Below are 17,224 nucleotides of genomic sequence, written 5' to 3' on the forward strand. Positions count from 1 at the left end.
GTCGCGCCGAAGTGCATTCCGGCAAGCGGAACCCGCCCCCGCGCTCCCATGCACCCGCTCCCGTGCACCCGTGCCCCGCGCCAACTTCTCCCGCGCGTCCGCGTCCCGCACCAACTTCTCCCGCGCGTCCGCCCTTCCCCTCCTGCTCACCACGTCCTGTAACTGCTCATCACCTGATGCGGCGACCACACGAGAGCGCGCCGAAGGCGCCAAAAAGCAGCCGCCGCCGAAGGTGGTGTCCTTTGGACATCCTTCGGCGGCGGCTGATTACGTCAGGCTGCGGCGGTTGCGGTGTTGATCTTCACCGGGGTGACCGGCGCTCCGTCGGTGGGACCGTTCTGGGGTTTGACGCCGGCTTGGGCGACCTTGTCGATGAGTTTGAGGCTGGGCTCGTCGAGGGTGCCGAAGGCGGTGTACTGCGGGCCGAGGCCGGAGGCGTCGCCGTAGACGACGAAGAACTGGCTGCCATTGGTGTTCGGGCCGGAGTTGGCCATGGCGAGGATGCCGCGACCGTACTTCAGGGTCGGGTAGACCTCGTCGGCGAAGCTGTAGCCGGGGCCACCGCTGCCGCTGCCGCTGGGGTCGCCGCACTGGAGGACCTGGAGGCCCTCGCCGACGGTGAGCCGGTGGCAAGAGGTGTTGTCGAAGTACTTCTGGCCGACCAGGTTCAGGAAGCTCTTCACCGTGCAGGGCGCCAGGGCGCTGTCCAGGGTGACCTGGAGGTCGCCGATAGACGTGTTCAGGCTGACCTTCGACGTACCGGACGCCTTGACCTTGCCGTCGGCCGGCGGGTTGACCTTCTTGCTGGCCTGCTCGGCGCCCTTCTTGTAGCTGCAGTCCACCTCGGCGGGCAGCGGCGTCGGGCGCTTCAGCGGCGCGGCGAGAGCGGTCGGGATGCTCTTCGGCTTGTTGTCCTGCCCGGCGTCGGACGTCGGCGCCGACGGCGTGTCCGAGGCCGCGGGGGTATCGTTCCCTTTCGGACGGAAGATCACGAAGACTCCGACCAGGACTGCGACGACGGCGACCACGGCGGTGACCGTGATGGCCAGATTCCGCCGCTGCCGGGCGCGCTCAGCCTGCCGCTCGGCCTGCCGTTTGGCCTTCCGCGCCGCGAGCTGCTGCTCGTGGGTCCGCTTGGACATGCAAAACCCTCCCTCACCGAGATGTCTGGAGGGAACTTACAGCGTCAACCTGAGAACTGTCTGTTAATCCCGAACCTGTTCCCGCACCGTGATCAGCCAGCACGATCACCCGGTCGGCCGGTCCGAGCGTCAGCGGGGCGTCACGCGCCGGGTTCAGCACCACCCCGTACGCCGGGGCCTGGTGGAACTCGGCCTGCACGCGGTACCCGATCGCGGTCTCGCCGCGCCGCCGGGCCGCCTCGGAGACGGTGGCGAAGTTCGCCGCCTGTCCGGGAAGCAGGTAGTCGGTTGCCGGATTCAGGTAGATCTCGGCGCCGTCCGGGCTGAGCAGCTCCGCGAACACCGCGGCCACGTGCCGGTTCTCGGTCAGCTGGGTGAGCAGCAGACTGATCAGTTTCTCGCTGACCACGAAGTCGTCGGCGCGGGTCACCTGGGCGATCTCCCGGTTCGCCTCGTCGTTGATCTCGCTCACGATCGAGTACGGCTCGCCGAGCCGCTGCCCGAGATCCCGCAGGTGCAGCAGCGTCAGCAGCGTGCGGGCATCGGCCTCCTGCTCACCGCGCGCGTCGGCCGACAACACGATCACATGCTGGTAGCTCCCGACGTCGAGCCCTTCCAGCTGAGCCCGGTTCGTCGGATCGCAGTACGTCGTACCGGTCGTCAGATGCTCGTATTCACCCAACAGAACCTCGTCCGGCCCGGCGACCTGCAGATGCGAGCCCGGTGCCGCGAACTCGTCGAGCAGCGCGACGATCTTCGGCGCTCGCTTGTTCCAGCCGATCATCAAGGTCCGCGCGGGCTGCGCCGCCCGCGGCACTTCCGGAGCGATCGCTTCGACAACGACCGGTACGGCGGTGGCGGCGCGGTGGATCAGGCTGTCGTCGTCCGCGAGCACGATCAGCTCGTCGGTGGCGTCGATGGTCCGGCTCTCGGCCGGGTTCAGCTCGACCTGCCCGGTCGCGGTCCGGAGGCCGACCAGTACGCCGCGGTCGAAGCTGCGCGCGATCTCGCCGAACGGGTGGTCGGCGGTCGAAGGATCGGACCGCAGGTAGAACTCGGTCCCGGCGAACGCGAGCAGATCGGTGCAGACCGCGGACAGTCCGGACTGACGATGCGCCTGAACGATCAGCCGGACGGCGAGGTCGTCGGCGCCGACCAGCTGCGTTCGCGGACCACCGGCCAGCTGCGCGGCGGCGAGGTTGTCGGAATCGTTGACCGCGGCCACGACCTGCGGACCGCCGGCAGGACGGTTGCCGAGAGCAAGCAGAATCTTGATCACCTGGATGTCGGCGTCCTCGACCGGCGGCGGCAGCACCATCACCGACCGCGCCTCGGCCAGGTTGACCAGGTCCAGATCGGTCGGCCGCAACGGGTTCCCGGTCCGGCAGACGACAACAGTCCGCCCGAGGTCACCGACCCGCGCCCGGAGCGCGTCCTCCATCTCGACCTTGTCCTTGTCGGCCAGGATCGCGATACACGAACGGCGCTTGCTGTGGTTGGCCTGCACCAGCTCGGTCACCACCGTGAACACCTGCTCGGACCACCCCAGTACGACGGTGTGCCCGCGCTCGACGACCTTCGACCGGCCCTTCCGCAGGTCGGCGATCTTGTCCTCCAGGCCGGCGGTCAGTACGCCGATGAACGCGCTCACCACGAAGATCCCGCCGACCGTGATCGCCAGCATCAGGAACATGAACACCGGGCTCCCGGAGTCCCCGCTGACCGTCCCCGCGTCGATCGCCCGCATCAACGTCATCCAGAAGACCTCGGGCCAGCCGCCGTGCTGCTGCACGTCGTCCGGGACCAGCCAGATCACCAGTACCGAAACCACCAGCACCAGCAGCGTCGACGCCAGTCCCAGCCACCCGACCAACGCCGGCGTCCCCCGCGACATCGTGCTGTCGAACCAGTACCGAGCCCGCGCCCGCCACATACGCCACTCCTCATCCTCACGTGAACCCGGTGACTATAAGCGAGCCGAAGGAGCGGACCGCCACGCCATCACAACTGCGGGTCCGCGGCGGAGCCACGCGTGACCGGTGGGGGTGCGAGCGATTGTGATGGCCTGGGCGTCCGCGTTCCGTGGTTGTGGTTGAGGTGTAGACCGGTATGCTGCGGCGATTCGTTCGGACCGGGGAGGCGTCGTGCGGGGTCGTGGGTTGGTGTTGGCGGTCGGGGTGGTGGCCGCAGGGTTGGTCGGTACGCCGGGGGTGGCGTCGGCGGCGACGCCGGTGTGCCGGTTCGAGATTCCGGCGAAGTTGACGATCACCAAGCCGGATCAGCTGGTGTCGTTCGGGTGGGGGAGCAGTTGCCCGAAGACGGCGTTCCTGGCCAACTGGCGGGGGCGGGCGGCAGGTGTCGACGGCTCGTCGTACGACGTGAGTTGTTCGTGGGGCCACCTGAACTGCAGCGTCCGGGTCAATGACGCGTACCCCGGGCACAGCATGAGTTGGATCCCGGTGGGGTACGCGACAGACGCCAAGGGGCGGAAGGTTGCCGACCTGCGCTCCGCGACCTCGATCGCCAAGTACGGCGCCGCCGTGAAGCTGACGGCAGCGCGCAGCGGGACCAGGACCACGCTCACCGCCCGGCCGACGTACTACAGCGCCAAGGCCAAGGGCTTCGTCCGGCACCACGGGCGCGTGCTCTTCCAGTCCAAGGACCCGGGCTCCTCGGTCTGGAAGGACCTCGGCTACGTGACGCCGGGCTCCGCCGGCACCGCGACGTACACGCTCACCACCAACCGCAGCCGGGCGTACCGCGCGTACGTCGCGTCGTCGGCCACGGTCTGGTACGCCTACTCGGCGCCCGTCACGCGGTAGCGCGGCTGAACAGGCGGCCGGCCAGGTCGATGCCGGTGATGGTGCCGTCGGTGGAGCGCGTCAAGTAGCCGAGCTGGCCGGCCAGGCCGCCGCCGGTGACGATGTACTCGTCGTCGGGCAGCAGGCCGAGCGACGCGGCCGGAAGGTCCGGCGGAATCTCGGCTTCGGTGCTCGCGCGCAGCTCGGGTTTGATCTCCACGGCGATGGTGATCTCGTTGCCGGATGCAACGATGTCGAGGTTCATGGCGTCGTTGGTATAGCGGCCGGCCATCTCCTCGGCGCGGACGGCGTCGTACGGCAGGGGCTCGGGCTCAGGCTCGACGAGTCCGAGGTAGTGCTCGAGTGCCCAGCGGACGACGGCCTGGTTGAGCTGATAGCCGTCAGGGCCGGAGTTGCTCAGCGCGACCACCGCGAAGTTCCGCGACGGTACGACGAGGAGTTCGGCGTACTGGCCGTTGCCGGAACCGCCGTGGCCGATGGTGAGCACGCCGTCGATCGTCTTGCGGAACCAGGCGATCCCGAAGCCGTCGCCGAGGGTGCTGGCGCGCAGTGCGACCGTCTCCTCGCGCATGCCGTGCAGGATCTCGGTCGGCAGCAGCCCCTCGCCGTCCCCGAGCTGAAACTTTGCCCAGCGCAACAAGTTGTCCACCGTGGACACCACGCCGCCGCCGGGATTGTTGCCGCGGTCCCCGGCCTTCCAGGCCTTCCACGGCACGGCCGGCTGGAGGACGCCGTCCGGGTCGGGGTTGTAGCCGACCGCGAACTTGCGGGTCATCACGTCGTCCAGGTCGAAGACCGTGTCGGTCAGTCCGAGCGGTTCGAGCACGAGCTCGGCCATCGCCTTCTCGTACGGCAGGCCGGTCACGTTCTCGATGATCCGGCCGACCAGGTTGAACCCCGCCTGGCTGTACGACGCTCGCTCGCCGGGCGGGGCGATCTGCGGCAGCTCGGCCATCTTCTCGACAAACTGAGCCAGGGTCGGGTCGAAGTCTCCGACCAGGTTCCAGTCCAGGCCGGCGGTGTGGTTCAGCAGGTTGAGCACGGTGATGCGCTCGGCCGCGTCGGCGTCGGCCAACCGCAGTTCGGGGACATAGCGCCGTACCGGGGCGTCGAGCTCGACCTTGCCGTCGGCGACCAGACGCATCAGCGCGGTCGCGGTGAAGGTCTTCGAGACCGACGCGACGGGGAAGAGTGTGTCCCGGTCGACCTCCTCGGTGCCGCCGATGCGGGTCACGCCGTGGCCGACGAAGACCTCCTGGCCGTCGACCAGTACGCCGAAAGCAGCCCCCGGCACGCCCAACTCGGCGGCCGTCTTCTGCACGAAGTCCGCAAGCTCCATCGTCCTCACCTTTCCTCGACTTGAACACTGTTCAAGGAACTGTAGCCGCAACCTGAACAGTGTTCAAGTCGAATTGGGTGATGGGGTGATGACCCTCTGATGCGCATACTGGGTATCTATATACTCGGTATCTAGAAGGAGATGCGAATGAAGATCCGGATGATCGGGGCAGCACTGGCCGTGGCGGCGCTGACGGCGGTACCGCTGACCGCGCAGGCGGCGACGCAGACGACGCAGCCCTACCAGCACCTGGTGGTGGGCAAGAACTGGGGCAGCGGTGGCACCTACGTCGCCACCGGCGGGGACATCAAGCTGAACCTGACCACCCTGGAGAAGAACACCAAGGTCTTCGTCGAGCGCTGTGAAGGCGCCGACCTGGGTGACGTCCAGACCTTCACCAAGAAGAAGCCGAGCCACACGCTGGCCACCGGTGTCGAGAAGGGCGAGTGCTTCGTCGTCCTGCTCGCACAGGTGACCGGCAACGGCGGCTACGTGGTGAAGGGCAGCCTGAGCTACTGAGGGCGGGTCTGGCGCTTTCCCGCCTACTGCGCTGCGCTCGGCACGGCACCTCGCCGCACCGAGCACATGCTCGCTACGGCGCGAAAGCGCCAGACCCGCCCTAGTCCTTGATCTCGCAGAGGACGGCGCCGGCCGAGACGGTGGCGCCGACCTCGGCGGACAGGCCGGTCACGGTGCCGGCCTTGTGCGCGTTCAGCGGCTGCTCCATCTTCATCGCCTCGAGGACGACGATCAGGTCGCCCGCGGCGACCGTGGCGCCTTCCTCGACGGCCAGTTTGACGATGGTGCCCTGCATCGGGGAGGTCAGCGAGTCGCCGGAGGCGGCCGCGCCCTTGCCCGAACCGCCCGCCCGGCGAGCCGGCTTCTTCTTCGCGCCGGCACCAGCAGGAGCAGCGGTCGAAACACCGAACCCGGCGGGCAGTGCGACCTCGAGCCGCTTGCCGCCGACCTCGACGACGACCTTCTCGCGCTCCGCGTCCTCGGGCGCTTCGGCGGTCGGGCCGTCGTACGGCGTGAGCTGGTTGTCGAACTCGGTCTCGATCCAGCGGGTGTGCACCTTGAAGCCGTCATCGCCCACGTACGCCGGGTCCGACACGACGGTGGCGTGGAACGGGATCACGGTCGGCATGCCCTCGACGACGAACTCACGCAGCGCCCGGCGGGACCGCTCGAGCGCCTGGGTGCGGTCGCGACCGGTGACGATCAGCTTGGCGACCAGCGAGTCGAACGCGCCGGGCACGGTCTCGCCCTCGTCGTACCCGCCGTCGATCCGGACGCCCGGACCGCTCGGGGGCTTCCACTTGGTCAGCGTGCCGGGCGCGGGCAGGAAGCCGCGGCCGCCGTCCTCGGCGTTGATCCGGAACTCGATCGAGTGCCCGCTGATCGCGGGGTCGTCGTACCCGAGCTCTTCGCCGTTCGCGATCCGGAACATCTCCCGGACCAGATCCAGCCCGGTGACCTCCTCGGAGACCGGGTGCTCGACCTGCAGTCGCGTGTTGACCTCGAGGAACGAGATCAGGCCGTCCTGGCCGACCAGGAACTCGCAGGTCCCGGCGCCGACGTACCCGGCCTCGCGCAGGATCGCCTTCGAGGACTTGTAGAGGGTTTCCAGCTGCTCCGGGCTCAGGAACGGCGCGGGCGCCTCCTCGACCAGCTTCTGGTACCGGCGCTGGAGCGAGCAGTCCCGGGTGGAGACGACCACGACGTTGCCGTGGGCATCGGCCAGGCACTGCGTCTCGACGTGCCGCGGCTTGTCCAGGTACCGCTCGACGAAGCACTCACCACGACCGAAGGCGCTGACTGCCTCGCGGGTCGCGGACTCGAACAGCTCCGGTACCTCGTCCAGGGTGCGGGCGACCTTCATGCCGCGGCCGCCACCGCCGTACGCCGCCTTGATCGCGATCGGCAGGCCGAACTCCTCGGCGAACGCGACCACCTCGGCCGCGTCGGCGACCGGGTTCGGCGTACCGGGGACCTGCGGGGCCCCGACCTTCTCGGCGATGTGCCGGGCCTTCACCTTGTCGCCGAGGGAGTCGATCGCCGCCGGCGGCGGGCCGATCCAGATCAGGCCGGCGTCGATCACGGCCTGGGCGAACTCGGCGTTCTCGGCCAGGAAGCCGTAGCCCGGGTGCACCGCGTCCGCGCCGGAGCGGGCCGCGAGGTCCAGGATCTTGGCGATGTTCAGGTAGGTGTCGGCCGGGGTCGACCCCTCCAGCGCGTACGCCTCGTCGGCGAGCCGGACGAACAACGCGTCCCGGTCCTGGTCGGCGTACACGGCGACGCTGCCCAGCCCCGCGTCGGCCGCCGCCCGGACGACCCGGACCGCGATCTCGCCCCGGTTGGCGACCAGCACCTTGGTGATCTGCTTGTTCTCCGACACGGATGACTCCCTTCAAGCCTGGGCCCACTCTAGAGTCCAAACCCTGGACCTTGGGGAGGTTGTTCGTCACAGTCGGCGGACCTGTTCGCGGTCCGGCCTGAGAATAGGCTTCCGGCGGAGCCTCGATCTGGGAGTGTGTGCGGATGACCATCCTCGAACCGTTGGCAGGAACCGTTCCGGCGGAATGGGAGAAGTTCGACGACCGCTTCGACGGGATCCGGGGCGATCACCACCTGGAGCGGCTGTGGACCGGCGGCCGCTGGGTCGAGGGGCCGGTCTACTGCCCGGCGGGGCGGTACCTGCTCTGGAGCGACATCCCGAACGACCGGATCCTGCGCTGGGACGAGACGTCGTACCAGGTCTCGGCGTTCCGGACGCCGGCCGGGAACACGAACGGTCACACGCTCGACGAGCAGGGCCGTCTGGTCAGCTGTGAGCACGGCAACCGGCGGGTGACGCGGACCGAGCACAACGGGCGGATCAGCGTGCTCGCCGACAACTTCGAGGGACACCGGTTCAACAGCCCGAACGACGTCGTGGTCAAGCGCGACGGCTCGGTCTGGTTCACGGATCCGTCGTACGGGATCTCGAGCGACTACGAGGGGTACAAGGGCGAGATCGAGACTGACGGCTGCCATGTCTACCGCGTGTCGGCGGACGGTGGGCTGACCCGGATCGCGGACGACTTCGCCGGTCCGAACGGGATCGCCTTCTCGCCGGACGAGTCGCTGGTCTACATCACCGACACCGAGCGCGCGCACCTGAGGGTCTTCACCGTCGAGGGGGACCGGATCAGCGGTGGCGAGGTCTTCGCCGAGTGCGGGAACGGCGCCTTCGACGGCATCCGGATCGACACCGCCGGCCGGATCTGGGCCTCGGCCGCGGACGGCGTCCACGTCTACCACCCGGACGGCACTCTGCTCGGCAAGCTGCTCGTCCCGGAAACCGTCTCGAACCTGACCTTCGGCGGCGCGAAGCGGAATCGCCTCTTCATCACCGCCACCACGTCCGTCTACTCCCTCTACACCACGGTCAACGGCGCCACGCAGCCTTATGACCGCTGAGTTCGGCCCAGTACTGCGGAAGTTCCGCAAAGCCGCCGGTCTCTCGCAAGAGCGTCTGGCGGCGGAGTCCGGCGTGAGCGTCGAGGCGATCAAGACCCTGGAAACCGGACGCCGTCGGCATCCGCGGTCGGGCACGCTCAAGCTCCTGGCGGACGGTCTGCAGTTGACCGGATCGCCGCGCTTGGAGCTGTTCGCGGCGGGCGCCCGGACGAAGGCTCGAGTCACCGTCCCGCGCGAGCTGCCGGACGACGTCTACGCCTTCGTGGGCCGTGAGGACCAGGTCGCCGCGCTCGAGAAGACCTTCACCGCTCAGGAGTCGCGCCCCGGCGTGGTGGTGACGTCGGCCGTCGGCGGGATGGGTGGCGTCGGCAAGACCGCCTTGGCCATCCACATGGCGCACCTGGTCGCCGATCGGTACCCGGACGGCCAGCTGTACCTGAACCTGGGCGGCTTCGGGCCCGGTCGGCCGATGACCGTGCCGGAAGCGCTCGGCCGGTTGCTGGACAGCCTCGGCGTCCAGGGGCCGGACGATCCGAGCGACGTCCACGAGGCCGCCGCCCGCTATCGATCGGCGCTGTCCGGCCGCCGGGTGCTGGTGGTGCTCGACAACGCGGCCGACGCGGCGCAGGTGACTCCGTTGTTGCCGGGGGCATCGACTTGTGCGGTGCTGATCACCAGCCGCCGGGCGATGACCGCGCTGCCCGGCGTTGTCCACGTCATGCTCGACGTACTGCCGGATCGGGACGGAATCGAGATGCTGAGCCAGATCGTCGGCGACGACCGGATCCGGCGCGACCCGGCGAACGCCTTGGCGATCGTCCGGTTGTGCGGTGGCCTCCCGCTCGCTCTGCACTTGGCCGGCGCCCGGCTCGCGGACGAGCGGGGCTGGACGGTCGCCGAGCTGGTACGACGGTTGGAGACCAGCCGGAATCGCCTCGACGAGCTCGCGACCGCGGACCGCGCCGTACGGGCGAGCATCGAGTTCTCGCTGGCCGCGGCGACCGATCGCGACATGGATGCCGTTGCCGCGTTCAAGCTTCTCGGCCTGCACGAGGGCGACGAGCTGAACGTACGCGTCGCCGCGGCGCTGCTCGATCTGCCCGTCGACGACGTCGCGCGCCGGCTGGAACGCTTGGTCGACCTGTACCTGATCGAGTCCGTCGGTCCGCATCGGTACCGCATGCACGACCTGGTCCGCAGCTACGTCAAGGAGACGACTGCCGCCCTGACCGATGCACCGGCCCGCGAGGCCGCGCAACGGCGGGTTCTCCAGCTCTGCCTCGCGATGGGCTGGCGGACCCGGATGGCGCGATTCTCCGACGACCTGTCCGAAGCCTGGTACGACGACAGCTGGACGGCTGGCGCGGACCAGTTCACCGTCGACGAGATCTTCGCCTGGTTCGACGAGGAGATCGACGAGATCATCGGTGCCGTACGGCGTGCTGCCGCCACCGGACCGCGCGAATTGGTCGCCCGCGTGGTCCTGGGACTGCTGCCGTACTGCTACGTCCGCCGCCGCCACTCCGACGGAGTGCTCCTGGGCACGCTGGCACTCGGCATCCCGGAATCGGCCGCCGACCCGTTCGCCGCGGCCCTGCTGCCCTTCGAGGTCGCCCAGCAGTGCGCATCGGCCGGCCTGTACCAACGAGCGGTCGACTACATGACCACCGCGCTGGCAGCACCCAAGACCCGCGAGTACGACCGCGCTTACATCGAGGCCGAGGTCTTCCTCGGCCACTACCTCGTCGACCTCGGTCGGCTCGACGAAGCCATCGCCGCCGCCGAACGCGGCGTCGCCGTCGCCCTGCGCACCGGCGACGAGGTGGCCGAAGCCGAAGGCCGCCTCATCCTCGGCCTGGCCGCAGGCAAACAAGGCCGCGCCTCCTCCCAGGACCGCGAGTTCACCCGCGCCGTCGACGTGATGCGCCGACTCGGCACACCCCACGAGCGCTACTGGCTCCTCTGCCACGCCGGCCTCTCCTACCGCGACTCCGGCCGGCTCGACGAAGCATCGGCGTACCTGGAAGAAGCCCGCGCAGCGGCCATCGAGGACAGCGACGAGTTCGCCGTCGCCGAAGCCCTGGAAGGCCTCGGCCGCGTCGAACTCGACCGCGGCCACCTCCCCCTCGCCGAACACCACCTCCGAGCCGCCCTCCGCGTCGTCCAAGGCACCTGGCAACCCGAAGCCCGCGTCCGCGAATGCCTCGGCCACGTCCTGCTCGCCTCCAACCGCCGTACCGAAGCCGATGAGGAATGGCAGACGACACTGGAACTCCTGGAGCGCTACGGCTCCCCGCATGCGGATGACCTTCGCAGATTGGTGAAGTCCGATGTCTGACTTCGGTCCGGTACTTCGGAAGTTCCGCAAGGCGGCCGGGCTTTCGCAGGAGCGGCTCGCGGACGTGTCCGGGGTCAGTGTCGAGGCGATCAAGACGTTGGAGGCCGGGCGTCGGCGGTCTCCGCGGGCGAAGACTCTCGAGCTGCTGAGTGACGGGCTGGGCCTCGACGGGGACGGGCGAGCCGAATTGCAGGCTGCGGCTGCGCCGTCGTCGACGGAGCGGCTGCCGAACGACGTACCGGACTTCGTGGGTCGTGCTGAGCAGATTGCTGCGGTGTCCGAGCTGCTGACGGGTGGGGGACAGGCGCCTGGGGTGGTCGTGATTTCGGCGATCGCGGGAATGGGCGGTGTGGGGAAGACCGCGCTGGCCGTGCGGGTCGCGCGTGAGCTGGCGGGCCGGTTCGCTGACGGTGTGCTTTATGTGAATCTTCGCGGATTCGGGGTCGGTGAACCGATGACACCGCTGGAGGCGCTGAACACGCTTCTTCAGCAACTGAGCTTCGCCCAACGACCACTCGAATCGACCGAGGAGGCCGCGGGCCTGTTCCGGACGGTGTGTGCCGGTCGCAAGCTGCTCGTCGTACTGGACAACGCGGTTGGCGTCGACCAGGTTCAGCCGCTGCTTCCTGGTACGTCGACCTGCGCCGTCATCGTCACCAGCCGACGCGCCCTGGTCGGGCTGCCGGGTGCGCGGTCGCTCGAGCTTGCTGTCCTGCCGGACGACGAGGCGCTGGCGCTGCTGAAGGCAGTCGCCGGGTCGGAGCGGATCGAAACCGACCTGCAGTCAGCACGCGATGTCGTGGCCCGCTGCGGGTCGTTGCCGCTGGCAATCAGAATCGCCGGCAGTCGGCTGGCCGCCGAGCCGTCCTGGACGGTCGCCGACCTGGCCCGGCGCCTGGCCCACGAGAGTGCGCGACTCGACCTGCTCGGGGACGGCGTACGGGCGTCGATCGCGCTGTCATTGGCCGGTACGTCGGCCACCGATGTGGCCGCCGCGGAGATCTTCGGCCTGCTGGGTCTGCACGAGGGCGAAGAACTCGACCTGAAGGTCGCTGCGCGCCTGGTCGATCGCCCGGAGGCGGAGGTCGAACCGCTGCTGGAACACCTCGTCGACCTGCATCTCCTGGAGTCGGCCAGCCCACGCCGCTACCAGTTCCACGACCTGGTCCGCACGTATGCACGGGAGCTCGCACCCGACGACCGTACGGCGGCCCGCGAGCGGGTGCTGGCGCTCTACGTGGCGATGGCCTGGCAGGCGCGCGCCAAGCTCGGTGTCTCGCGTGCCTTCTGGTTCGAGGAGGAGTGGATCCGTGGTGTCGAGCACCTCGAGTACGACGAAGTCATGGCCTGGCTCGACGCCGAGGCCGCCGAGATCCTGGCCGCGGCCCGCCGGCCGACCATAGACCGTGGAACCCTCGTGAATCTCGCGGGTGGCATGCTGCGGTTCTGGGTCATCCGCCGTCGGCATGCCGAAGGAACGGAACTCGGCCAACTCGCCTTGGCCGCGCTTCGCGAGGACCCGGCCTGTGCCTCGGTCTTCGCCCTGAGCCGGATCAGTTATCACGTGGGAGCGCACTACTCGGCCAGGTCGGACTCCGAGACCGCGGTGGCTTACTTGCGGGTCGCCCTCGCAGCGGCGCCGATGGAGACCGATCCGTTCAACCACGTCGTCTGCACGATCACTCTCGCCCAGGATCTGGAGCGACTCGGCCGGCTCGACGAGGCAACGGAGCTGGCCCGATCCGGGTTGGAGGGTGCGCTCCACCTCGAGAACGAGATCATCGAGAGCGACGCCCGCTACAGCATCGGCTCCCTGGCCGGTCGCCTCGGTCGCTTCGCCGAGCAGGACGAGGCCTTCGACCTGGCAGTCGCAATCCTCCGCCGAAGCCGTCCAGAAATTCTTCACCTGATGCTCCCCGACATCGGTGCCAGCTACCTCCGCTCAGACCGCCCCGAAGCCGCCCGAACCTGGCTCCGCGACCACCTGGAGGAAACCAAGAGCTCCGGCGACAACGCCGCCATCGCCGAACACCTCTACTGGCTAGGCGTCGCCGAAACAGCACTGGCGGACCACGACGCGGCCCGCGTAGCCCTCACCGAAGCCCTCGACGTGATCCAGAACAGCAACGACGAACTCGAAGCCAAGATCCGCCACGCCCTCGGTACGGCGCTGAGCGGACTCGGCGAATCCGAGCCCGCTCAGGAGCAGTGGCGCATGGCGCTGGACCTGTACCAACGCAGCGGCTCACCGCAGGCCGGTGAGGTTCGGACGTTGCTGAATGACTGATTTCGGCCCGGTACTGCGGCGTTTCCGGAAGGCGGCCGGGTTGTCGCAGGAGCGGCTGGTGGTCGAGTCGGGGGTGAGCGTCGAGGCGATCAAGGCGTTGGAAGCCGGTCGTCGTCGGTATCCGTGGGTGCAGACGGTTGACCTGCTCAGTGCGGGACTGGGGCTCGGCGAGGATGAGCGCGCCGAGCTGAAGGCAGCGGCCGCGCGGCCGAAGGTGGGCGCGCTGCCGAGCGATGTGGCGGACTTCGTCGGTCGGCGCGAGGAGATCGCGGCGGTGTCTGAGCTCGTGAGCGGTAGCGGGCAGGCGCCGGGTGTTGTTGTTATCTCGGCGCTCGCTGGGATGGGTGGCGTTGGGAAGACCGCGCTGGCTGTGCGCGTTGCGCGCGAACTGGCAGGCCGGCTCGCCGACGGCGTGCTCTACGTGAACCTCCGCGGCTTCGGCACTGGTCAAGCGATGACGCCACTGGAGGGGCTCAACGCGCTGCTCCAGCAACTCGGCTTCGCGCTGCAGCGCCCGCCGCAGTCCGCTGAAGAAGCTGCGGGGTTGTTCCGGACTGCCTGCGCAAGCCGGAGCCTGCTGGTGGTCCTGGACAATGCGGCGACGGTCGAGCAGGTGCTTCCGCTGCTGCCCGGTACGTCGAGCTGCGCGGTCATAGTCACCAGCCGGCGGGCGCTGGTGGGTCTGCCGGGCGCGCAGCCGCTTGCGCTCGGGGTGCTGCAGGAAAATGAGGCGCTGAAGCTGCTCACGGCTGTCGCGGGTCGGCCGCGCGTCGACCCGGATCCGCAGTCTGCACTCGAGGTGGTCGCTCTCTGCGGTTCGTTGCCTCTGGCATTGAGGATTGCTGGCACCCGGCTCGCCGCCGAACCGTCGTGGACGGTCGCGGACCTTGCGCGGGAGTTGGCCGACGAGACGGCGCGGCTGGATGTGCTCGCTGATGCGGAACACGGCGTACGGGCTTCTATCGCGCTGTCCCTCAAAGGCGCGTCGCCGGAGGCAGCGGAGGTTTTCCGGCTGATCGGTCTCTTCGAGGGCGACGAACTGGACCTGAAGGTGGCCGCTCGACTGGTCGACCGCCCGGAGGCGGAGGTCGAGCCGCTGCTGGAGCACCTGGTCGACCTGCACTTGCTGGAGTCCCCCAGCCCCCGTCGCTACCAGTTCCACGACCTCGTCCGCACCTATGCGCGGGAGATCCCAACAACGGCGGATGAGCAGGCGGCTGCCCGTGACCGCGTGTTCTCACTGTACGTCGCAATGGCGTGGCAGTCTCGGGTGAGATTCGGCTTCTCCGGCGTTTCGAGGGAGTTCTTCGACGAGCGGTGGGTCGCCGGGGTCGAAGAGCTCGAGTACGACGAGGTCATGCTCTGGTTGGATGCCGAGTCGGCCGATGTTCTCGGGGCGGCGCGCCGGATGATGGCGAGTCCGCACCCTGACCGAGCGGCCGTGGTCAGACTCGCCATGGGCATGTTCATGTTCTGGGTCGTCCGGCATCGCCAGGCGGAAGGAGCCCAGTTGGACGAGTTGGCGTTGGCGGCGCTCCGGGACGAACCGACTTGTGCTCCTCCGGTGGCATCGGCCGTGATCAGCTACAGCGCGGGAGCCCACTACACCGCCATCTCGGACCTGGAGACCGCGGCGTCCCACTTGAAGGTCGCGATCGAGGTTGACACCGCGCTGGAGGAGGAGAGCCACCTCAGCTTCAGCATGGTTGCTCTGGCCCACTGCCTCGAGCGTCTGGGCCGGCTGGACGAGGCCATGGAACTTGCCAGGGCGGGGCTGGAGCGCGGGCAGCGCCTCGCCGACCAGATGATGGAGGGCGAGGCGCGGTTGATGCTAGGCGTCCTGGCCGGCCGGCTGGGCCGATTCGCGGAGCAGGACAAGTCGTTCGAACTAGCTGTGTCGCTGATGCGTAGCCGTCCGGGATTCGTGGATCTGTTGTCCTCCGCGATCGGAGAAAGCTACCTGCGGAGTGGTAGGACCGAGACTGCCCGGACGTGGTTGCGGGCGCACATGGACGGGGTCCGGGCCGCTGGCAACAAGTCCGCCGTGGCCGAGCATCTTCGGCACTTGGCGACGGCAGAGGTCGAGCTGGACGCGTACGACGCGGCGCGGGCGCATCTCGAGGAAGCTCTCGAGTTGACTGGCGGTGGTGAGCTGGAAGCGCGGATTCGTCACTCGCTCGGTACGGCGTTGAGTGGGCTCGGGGAGACCGAGCCCGCTCGTGAGCAGTGGCGGATCGCGTTGGAGCTCTACCGCCGGTACGGCTTGCCGCAGGTTGACGAGGTCTTACAGCTTCTTGAGTTGGTCGATGATCGTGAAGACGGCCAGGAAGCCGAAGGCCAGGAAGGAGAAGGCCAGTACGGCGGTGCGGATCGGGGTGATGCGGATGGCCTTGGGTAGGGCTCGGGAGTTCATCCACCAGAGCAGGCCGGAGTAGACGAACATCATGGTGCCGGCGGTGCAGGCGCTGATGACGAGCAGGACCAGGGGCTGGGTGAGGCCGGCCAGGAGGACGATGATGCCGAAGGCAACTAGTCCCCAGACGAGGCCGAAGTAGAGCTTGGACTCGGTGACGGTGGAGGTGCGCAGGTAGCGGGCCTTGATCATGTCGGCGGTGAGGCGGGAGGTGTAGTCGACGATGCCGGCCGCGGCGGCGAAGAGGGAGAAGGCGCCGATCGCCCAGAACAGGTAGCCGAACCAGCCGCCGACCAGGGTCTGCAGGGTGGTGCCCTCGATCTTGAGGAAGCTGATGTTGTTCTTGACGTTGCTGTCGCCGAACAGGGTGGCGTGCGCGAGCATCGAGGTGAAGGCGATGGTCAGCACGGTGATCGCGACGAAGGTCGCGGCCTGCTCGATGTTGGCGAACTTCCACCAGCGTTTCCAGCGGGCGATGTTGGCGTCGTCGGGAGTGAAGACGTAGCCGTTCGCGGTCGGGTCGGCCTCGGCTTCGCCGGTGACCGGTGAGGTCAGGCGCGGGACGTGCAGACCTTGGCCGAAGCCCTTGTCGCGGATCCAGTTGCTCTGGACGAGGTTCTGGCCGCCGCCGGCACCGGCGTACGCGATCGCGCCCATCATCAGCGCGAAGCCGAGCTGGTCGACGGGGAACTCGGGGTGCGTGACGGCGTGCCCGAGGGCGCCGTACGTCTTGGCGCGGATCGCGAAGATCAGGGCCAGTACGACGAGCAGCCCGACGGCGAGGATCTTGACGAAGATCAGCCGCTCGAGCATCACGTAGACGACCGGGGCGAAGGTCAGGATCAGGCCGATCGCGAGCAGGATGCCGATCGCGATCCAGCGCGGATCGCCGCCGCCGAACAGGTAGGTGAGCATCGAGGCCGAGCTGGTCGCCCAGCCGGGCCACATGTTCGCGAAGTAGGTCATGATCGCGAAGAACAGGCCCCAGTGTTTGCCGAACCGGTTGAAGCCGGTCAACGCTGTCTCACCAGTGGCCAGCGTGTACCGCTCGATCTCCATGTTCAGGAACCACTGGATCACGACGCCGACCAGGGCGCCCCAGAGGAAGACCAGCCCGACCTGGCTGGAGATGTAGGGCCACAGGATGAACTCTCCCGAGGCCAGTCCGACGCCGGCGCCGACCATGCCCGGGCCGACGACCTTCCAGGTCTGGCGGGGTGGGTCGGGCAGGTCGCGGACCTGCGGGGCGGGCAGGTTCTTGGTCGGCAGCGCGAACGCGCCGTGGTCCGTCGTGGTGCTGTCAGCCATTCCGGGCTCCTCACATCCTCGACTCTTTCGGCGAGGTTATCGGTTGTGGAGTACCGATAACCACTTCTGGGGCGAAAGCAACCGATGCGACATGCCGAGGTGTTAGACGACCG

The 17,224-nt window shown here is 68.5% G+C and carries 11 protein-coding genes; 6 read left to right on the forward strand and 5 right to left on the reverse strand.

Annotated elements, in window-relative coordinates:
• Nucleotides 1-272: 272 nt before the first annotated feature.
• Complete coding sequence (locus tag ABZS29_RS13345) at nt 273-1,142, reverse strand: peptidylprolyl isomerase (protein WP_355461533.1); 870 nt, start codon at nt 1,140-1,142, stop codon at nt 273-275.
• A gap of 13 nt (nt 1,143-1,155) precedes the next feature.
• Nucleotides 1,156-3,075 (reverse strand): hypothetical protein, encoded by a 1,920-nt coding sequence (locus tag ABZS29_RS13350; protein ID WP_355461534.1) that lies wholly within the window; start codon nt 3,073-3,075, stop codon nt 1,156-1,158.
• A gap of 211 nt (nt 3,076-3,286) precedes the next feature.
• Between ABZS29_RS13350 and ABZS29_RS13355 the strand changes: the two genes are divergently transcribed.
• Nucleotides 3,287-3,964, forward strand: a complete 678-nt coding sequence (locus ABZS29_RS13355) for a hypothetical protein (RefSeq protein WP_355461536.1) — start codon at nt 3,287-3,289, stop codon at nt 3,962-3,964.
• On the opposite strand, the gene ABZS29_RS13360 is transcribed toward ABZS29_RS13355, so the two are convergent.
• Nucleotides 3,954-5,303, reverse strand: a complete 1,350-nt coding sequence (locus ABZS29_RS13360; RefSeq protein WP_355461538.1) for a serine hydrolase domain-containing protein — start codon at nt 5,301-5,303, stop codon at nt 3,954-3,956. The two genes, ABZS29_RS13355 and ABZS29_RS13360, sit on opposite strands and share 11 nt — an antisense overlap.
• A 147-nt stretch (nt 5,304-5,450) precedes the next feature.
• Between ABZS29_RS13360 and ABZS29_RS13365 the strand changes: the two genes are divergently transcribed.
• Nucleotides 5,451-5,822: a hypothetical protein gene (locus ABZS29_RS13365; RefSeq protein WP_355461539.1), complete on the forward strand. Its 372-nt coding sequence runs from the start codon at nt 5,451-5,453 to the stop codon at nt 5,820-5,822.
• 100 nt (nt 5,823-5,922) lie between these two features.
• On the opposite strand, the gene ABZS29_RS13370 is transcribed toward ABZS29_RS13365, so the two are convergent.
• The gene (locus ABZS29_RS13370; RefSeq protein ID WP_355461541.1) at nt 5,923-7,701 is read right to left on the reverse strand and encodes a biotin carboxylase N-terminal domain-containing protein; all 1,779 of its coding nucleotides are present in this window, start codon (nt 7,699-7,701) and stop codon (nt 5,923-5,925) included.
• Nucleotides 7,702-7,844: 143 nt separating this feature from the next.
• Here ABZS29_RS13370 and ABZS29_RS13375 point away from each other — a divergent pair, with 143 nt between their 5' ends.
• The 4 genes from ABZS29_RS13375 to ABZS29_RS13390 are packed head-to-tail and all read left to right on the forward strand — an operon-like array spanning nt 7,845 to nt 15,788.
• Nucleotides 7,845-8,765 carry an SMP-30/gluconolactonase/LRE family protein gene (locus ABZS29_RS13375; RefSeq protein ID WP_355461543.1) on the forward strand — a complete coding sequence of 307 codons (921 nt, stop codon included), beginning with the start codon at nt 7,845-7,847 and terminating at the stop codon, nt 8,763-8,765.
• On the forward strand, nt 8,755-11,103 hold the full coding sequence (locus ABZS29_RS13380) for a helix-turn-helix domain-containing protein (RefSeq protein WP_355461544.1): 2,349 nt from the start codon (nt 8,755-8,757) through the stop codon (nt 11,101-11,103). Before ABZS29_RS13375 ends, ABZS29_RS13380 begins: the two co-directional genes overlap by 11 nt.
• Nucleotides 11,096-13,390 carry an NB-ARC domain-containing protein gene (locus ABZS29_RS13385; protein ID WP_355461546.1) on the forward strand — a complete coding sequence of 765 codons (2,295 nt, stop codon included), beginning with the start codon at nt 11,096-11,098 and terminating at the stop codon, nt 13,388-13,390. Before ABZS29_RS13380 ends, ABZS29_RS13385 begins: the two co-directional genes overlap by 8 nt.
• Entirely contained in the window at nt 13,383-15,788 is a 2,406-nt protein-coding gene (locus tag ABZS29_RS13390) for an NB-ARC domain-containing protein (protein WP_355461548.1), read from the forward strand. Before ABZS29_RS13385 ends, ABZS29_RS13390 begins: the two co-directional genes overlap by 8 nt.
• On the opposite strand, the gene ABZS29_RS13395 is transcribed toward ABZS29_RS13390, so the two are convergent.
• Nucleotides 15,675-17,111, reverse strand: coding sequence for an Nramp family divalent metal transporter (locus ABZS29_RS13395; protein ID WP_355461550.1), 1,437 nt, complete (start codon nt 17,109-17,111; stop codon nt 15,675-15,677). The genes ABZS29_RS13390 and ABZS29_RS13395 overlap by 114 nt on opposite strands.
• Nucleotides 17,112-17,224 lie beyond the last annotated feature (113 nt).

The organism is Kribbella sp. NPDC005582 (assembly GCF_040605415.1).
Taxonomy (GTDB): domain Bacteria; phylum Actinomycetota; class Actinomycetes; order Propionibacteriales; family Kribbellaceae; genus Kribbella.